The organism is Clostridium aciditolerans, assembly GCF_016316925.1.
Classification (GTDB): domain Bacteria; phylum Bacillota; class Clostridia; order Clostridiales; family Clostridiaceae; genus Clostridium_AM; species Clostridium_AM aciditolerans.
Map to the genome: position 1 here is coordinate 1 of NZ_JAEEGB010000025.1, position 6059 is coordinate 6059.

The following is a 6059-nucleotide window of genomic DNA, read 5'->3' on the forward strand; positions in this document are numbered from 1 at the left end:
CGACTATTGTAGTTTATCACATCCGCTTAACCTTGTCAACAACTTTTTTTAAGTTGTTTTGTTAAGCTTTGTCGTTTCTTCAAGCGACATGTGTTATTCTATCATATTATGTAACTGTAATATTCCCTATTTCTCTTATTTAATTCAGTTATGTCTATTTTTCTTCTTATTTTATATGCTTTTCTTTATTATTCTCATATTGATACACCAGGAAATGTTGATATATTTAATAACAATTATATTTAATTTTTATCATTTATAAGTTAAAATGTTACAGGAGGTGATTTTAATGCCACAGATAAAAGTAAGAGGTGTAGAAGTATCAAAAATATGTAGTGTAAGCACTAATATGATTGATGAACTAGAAAATATTATAGGTTGTCCTAGAAGTTATTTTACAATCGAGTGTATACCATCAACATTCATAAGAGATGGAGAAACATGTGAAGGTTATCCTTTTATTGAAGTTGTATGGTTTGACAGAGGGCAAGAAGTACAAGATAAGGTTGCTGAGACTATAAATAATTTTGTTCATCAATGTGGTTATGAAAGTATAGATATTTTCTTTACTGTACTAAAAGAAAATTCCTATTACGAAAATGGCCAACATTTCTAATCATGAAATTAAAAAGTTGTTACCGGTAGTTCCAGTAACAACTTTTTTCCTTTTATTTTATAACCCGCTTAAAAAGCAGGAAGATATGTCGCATCTACAGTTGAATCCAAGATGTTCTAATGATTTCTGTAACGCAAACAAAGTATAACTAACTTTATCAATTCTTGCGTTTTCTCCCATATGTCCTATTCTTATTACTTTGCCACCTAGGTATCCAAAAGAACCAGCAATTAGTACATTATACTTTTCCAACATATAATTTCTTAGTTCAGCATCATTTATATCTTCAGGCATTTCTATAACTGTAACTGTATTTGAATATCCTTGCTTTATATATAAGCTTAACCCAGCTTCTAAAACTGATTTTCTAGTAGCTTCAGCTATTTTGGCATGTCTTATTATAATTTCTTTATCCTTTAGCAAATTATCTATAGCTTCACTCAGGCCCATAATATCGCTTATAGGTTGCGTATATGGAAACCACTTATTTTCATAATAATTTTCCCATATTAATAAATTACAATAGAAGGAAGCTATAGCTTTCTTTCTATTTTTCATCACATTAAAAGCATCCTCACTTATACTTAAAAATGTAAGACCGGGAGGAGCTGAAACACACTTCTGTGAACCACCTAATATTATATCTATTTGCCATTCGTCTACATCTACTTCTTCTCCACCCATAGCTGCAACACTATCGACAACAGTAAGAATACCCTTCTCCTTTAATATAGGACATATCTTAGCTATATTATTTAATACTCCGGAAGGTGTGTCACAATGAACTAAAGTTGCATATTTAAAGTTGCTATCCTTATCTAAAAACTTTTGAAGCTCATTAATATCAATTTCTCTCTGCCTATCTCCACTAAAAAGTATTGGCTCTCCCCCATACATTTTTACAAAATCGGCAAATCCCTCTCCAAATATACCATTATCTATTACTAAGACTCTATCTCCTTCTTCTGTTAAAGATGCACACGCTGCTTCTAAGCCTAGTATTCCCTCTCCACTTAAGATCCTTACCTCATTTTTAGTTTTTAAAAATTGACCTATTTTTTCACAAGTTTCTTTATAAAAATCATAAAATTGTAGATCCAAATCTGGGTTTGTAGTTTCTAGACTTCTTGCTAATCTTACATTTTCGCTTACCTGGGTTGGCCCAGGTGTCATTATATACGGAATTTTCATTTGTACCACTCCTACTGAATATAAGAATATTTTAACTGAATTATACCATTCTTATTAGATATACCAAAGTGTATCAATACAATTAAATCATATATAATATAATTACATAAACTTTCACTAAATATACTGCAGTTTCAATTATTAGCTCTTCTTGTATAGGAAAGTATATAAAATAATTTTTAGAAAAAAATAATTATATCTAAGTTCCTAAGGGTATAAATTATGATAAAGTACAATAAATCACATTATAAGGAGAATTAGAATGGACATACAAAAAGAACTAGAATCAAAGATTAAAGTTATTACTGATAAATATACTGGCGATAAAACAGGTGGATACATAACTGGTGATGGACCAATACCTTGTGACATACTATTTGTAGGTGAAGCCCCTGGTAAAAATGAAGTTGAAGAAAAAAAGCCTTTTGTAGGCATGGCTGGGAAAAATTTCGAAAAATATTTAAACTCTATAGGTTTGTCTAGGGAAAAAATCCGTATAACAAACACTTGTTTCTTTAGACCAATAAAATTAAAAGAAAATCCTAGTGGTAGAGTAACTATTAGTAATAGACCACCAAAAACTTTAGAAGTGGATCTTTTTCGCGAAGTTTTAGATGAAGAAATAAAATTTGTAAATCCTAAAGTTATTATAACTCTTGGAAATGTTCCACTAAAAAGACTTACAAATTTTAAATCTATTGGTGAGTGCCATGGGAAACTATATTTCAACGAAGATATTAAAAGGTCCATTTTCCCTATGTATCATCCTTCCTCTTTAACCTATAATAGAAGTGATGAGTTTCATGCTACCTATGAACAAGACTGGAATAGCTTAAAAGAAGCCCTAAAAAATATATAATTTAGGGCTTCTTTTTTAACAGATTTTTTTGTTTTAGATATATTACCAACATTGCAAAGCTGCCGCCACATGTATCTATAATTACATCTCTTATACGTGCAGTCCTACCTGGAATAAAAATTTGATGTATTTCATCAGAGCATGCATATACAAATACAATAAAAAGTGAGACCATTAGCGACTTTTTAAAATTAAAATCTTCTAATAATGCATTGAAAAACAACACATATAAAATTAAATACTCAGTAAAGTGACCAACTTTTCGTACTATAAAATTGGCTAAATCACCTAAAATACTATCCAGATTCAATCCCAATACCTTAAATACATGTATTACGAACTTACTCTTCTCATCTGATATAGCAGCTGGTTGATTAGAAAACCAAAATATTATAACCATCCATGTAATAACTAAAATCCATTTTATTTTTTTACTCATTTTTAATACCTTTCTATGTTAATTTATAAAGTTATATATCGTATTTAAAAACTTACTTTATAAGTATAATATATAACCTTATAAATTTAAATAAAAACAGTGGAATAAAAACTTCAACATCGAAGTTCATTTTTAATTGTAATTTATTTAATTTTTTGAACATACAAAAGGGCTGCTGCAAAACTTTCATTTTGCAACAGCTCCTTCAACAATATCTACTTTATAGATAAATCATCAGAGTACTCTTTATACTACTAACTACTTACCTCATATATATTCCCTATATTAAAAGTATTTATAGTATAACATTCTCCACATATTATAGGTTTCTATTTATAAATTATATTTAATTTAATAGCTATTACTTATATAGCTATTAAGAAATTATGTTTTTTGTATTTGTCCATTATTCAATGCCCAACCTTTTAATTTTTTGATATAATAATGGCCTGGCTATTTTTAATATCTTGGCAGCCTTAGATTTATTTCCATTACAAAATTCTAACACATTAATTATGGCTTGTTTTTCAGCCTGATTTTTTATTTCCTCCAATGGATTGTCTGCAAATTCCGGAACTACAAAATTTCTATTTAATTTTAGAATTTCTTCAATAAAAAACTCAAAATGCTTAGTTTCCAATTTATGAGTATTAATATCAATGCTATTAATGGCTCTTTCTAAAACATTTTGAAGCTCTCTAATATTACCTGGCCAATCATACTTTTGAAGCATAGACAAGGCTTCATTTGAAATGCTAACAACATTACGATTTAAAAAATGATTTAGATACTCAAAAGAAGCGTTTACTATCAATGGAATATCTTCCTTTCTTTCGCGTAAAGGAAGCAAATAAATTTGTATAACATTTATACGAAAGAATAAATCTTCTCTAAACAAACCTTTTTTAACAAGCTCTTTTAAATTTTGATTTGTTGCACATATAACTCTAGTTTCTATAGGGATACTATGACTTCCTCCAATTTTATCAATTTCTTTTTCTTGAAGAGCTCTTAGCATTTTAGGTTGAAGTTTTATAGGCATTTGATTAATTTCATCTAAAAATAATGTCCCATTTTTAGCTATTTCAAACTTTCCTTTTTTTCCACCTTTTCTAGCATTGGTAAAGCTACCCTCTTCAAAACCAAATAACTCAGCTTCAAACAATTCAAAAGAAATTGCAGAACAATTTACGCTAATGAAATTCCCACTATTTTGTTGACTTAATTCATGAATAGAATGTGCCACTAATTCTTTACCTGTCCCAGTTTCTCCTGTTATCAACACAGTAGAATTAGTTTTTGCAGCATTTCTTATTTCACTATGTATTCTTTGAATATGTGAGCTTATGCCAACAATATTTTCAATTGAATATTTGCTTCCTTTTACTTTATTAAATTCTTGTTTAAAACTACTCAATTTATTATATATGCTTTCTGATCTTTTGAGAAAATCCTTTAATATGCTATAATTCTCAAAAATATCATACTCAATAACACCTATAAACTTATTATTTTTATAAATTGGATACCGAGTGCTAACTATAGTCATACCCTTTACAAAATAAAAATCTCCTATAGCGGGTTCTCGTGTTTTAACTGTTTGCTCAATGTTTGAGGTAGGTATAACCTCCTTTATATGAAGTCCAATATTATACACAGGAGCTTCTGAAATTTTGCTTGAATAAGGCATTGGAAAATTATATTGCTTTAAGTGCTTAATATAATGATCCATAAAAATTGTACCGTATTCCCTGCATTGATTAACTAAATCTAGACTAAGAGTAACCGTAGCTATTGTTTCTGTATGGCCAGCTTCCCATAGAAGTCTACCCTCTGGATTTATTATCAAGGACTTTCCATAATAATGAGAAATTCCCAAAAGTTCCTGAAGTATTTGTTGAAACAAGGTATGCTTGGTTTTCCAGCGCCCTCGCAAAATGAATAGGTTTATTGAGTTCATATAATTCTTCAGGATCTTGAGTAAGTTTAACAAGTACTTCTGCCCCCATAAGTGTTAAGTTACGAGCTATTTCTGGAAAATTAAGATCATAACAAATCATAACTCCTACTTTCGTATTTTTTTCTGGAATTTCAAAAACTATATATTCCTTTCCTGGCGCTGTAAATTGCTCTGATGGCCTCCATGGAGCCATTTTTCTATAAACAGCAATAATTTCTCCTTTTGGATTAATAATTGGCGCTGAATTATAAAAATATCCTTCTGGCAAATCTGAACTTACTTCATACATTGTACCTGGAATAAAGTAAATTCCGTATTTTTTTTTGCTATATTACAAAGATAGTTTGTAATAGTTCCCGGTATTGGTTGAGAGGTAAAGTAACCAATTCCTCCTTCCACACCAACTATTAATTCTGGCTTATGATAACCACTCATTAAAGCATTTACCTTTTCTTCAATGTACTTTAAATTTTCTGTGGTGTCATAAATAATTTTTTGCTGAATAATACCTACGTTAAGAAATCTATTCATATAAAATCCTCCTTTTAAATTTATTTAAATTCATAAATTACATAATGATATATATCCAATATTCATGCCAGTGTTTTTAGATGCAAGTTCATTTATATGTATTTTGTGAGTATTCAAAGCCAAACAGCTTAATAAAGATAATCTATTTTATATGCATTATTTAAAATAAAAATAAATAAACCAAGAAATATGTAAGTTTAAACTTACACATTTCTTGATTCAAATCTTAATATTTATTAAGAAATCTTAGTTCTACCTCTAAATTTTCATTTAATCCACAGTGTAAGTTTAAACTTACACTGATATTTAATACTTACATCTAATTTAGAAGGAGTTATAATTTTACTTAACGAAAAAAAAGAAGCATCATATAAGATGCTTCTTGGTGGCTTACCGGGGAATCGAACCCCGGACACCATGATTAAAAGTCATGTGCTCTACCGACTGAGCTAGTAAACCATAT

Annotated in this window: 7 protein-coding genes and 1 tRNA gene; 2 read left to right on the top strand and 6 right to left on the bottom strand. The window is 29.2% G+C overall.

The window, feature by feature from the left end; genetic code table 11:
* Positions 1-289: 289 nt before the first annotated feature.
* Entirely contained in the window at positions 290-616 is a 327-nt protein-coding gene (locus I6U51_RS16670) for a DUF1904 domain-containing protein (RefSeq protein ID WP_211143703.1), read from the top strand.
* Between the two features lie 57 nt (positions 617-673).
* Here I6U51_RS16670 and I6U51_RS16675 read toward each other — a convergent pair whose 3' ends face one another.
* Entirely contained in the window at positions 674-1807 is a 1134-nt protein-coding gene (locus I6U51_RS16675) for a pyridoxal-phosphate-dependent aminotransferase family protein (protein ID WP_211143704.1), read from the bottom strand.
* Between the two features lie 262 nt (positions 1808-2069).
* Here I6U51_RS16675 and I6U51_RS16680 point away from each other — a divergent pair, with 262 nt between their 5' ends.
* Positions 2070-2666, top strand: coding sequence for a uracil-DNA glycosylase (locus I6U51_RS16680; protein WP_211143705.1), 597 nt, complete (start codon positions 2070-2072; stop codon positions 2664-2666).
* A 1-nt stretch (position 2667) separates the two neighbouring features.
* Here I6U51_RS16680 and I6U51_RS16685 read toward each other — a convergent pair whose 3' ends face one another.
* From I6U51_RS16685 to I6U51_RS16705, 5 genes are all read right to left on the bottom strand, one after another.
* Positions 2668-3105 (bottom strand): VanZ family protein, encoded by a 438-nt coding sequence (locus I6U51_RS16685; RefSeq protein ID WP_178907756.1) that lies wholly within the window; start codon positions 3103-3105, stop codon positions 2668-2670.
* A gap of 406 nt (positions 3106-3511) precedes the next feature.
* A complete protein-coding gene (locus I6U51_RS16690; protein ID WP_211143706.1) occupies positions 3512-5011 on the bottom strand; it encodes a sigma-54 interaction domain-containing protein in 1500 nt (499 codons plus the stop codon).
* The gene (locus I6U51_RS16695) at positions 4932-5354 is read right to left on the bottom strand and encodes a carbon-nitrogen hydrolase family protein (protein ID WP_211143707.1); all 423 of its coding nucleotides are present in this window, start codon (positions 5352-5354) and stop codon (positions 4932-4934) included. The genes I6U51_RS16690 and I6U51_RS16695 overlap by 80 nt, the downstream gene beginning before the upstream one ends.
* Positions 5342-5596: a carbon-nitrogen hydrolase family protein gene (locus tag I6U51_RS16700; protein WP_211143708.1), complete on the bottom strand. Its 255-nt coding sequence runs from the start codon at positions 5594-5596 to the stop codon at positions 5342-5344. The genes I6U51_RS16695 and I6U51_RS16700 overlap by 13 nt, the downstream gene beginning before the upstream one ends.
* Positions 5597-5979: 383 nt before the next feature.
* Positions 5980-6055, bottom strand: a tRNA-Lys gene (locus tag I6U51_RS16705).
* Positions 6056-6059 lie beyond the last annotated feature (4 nt).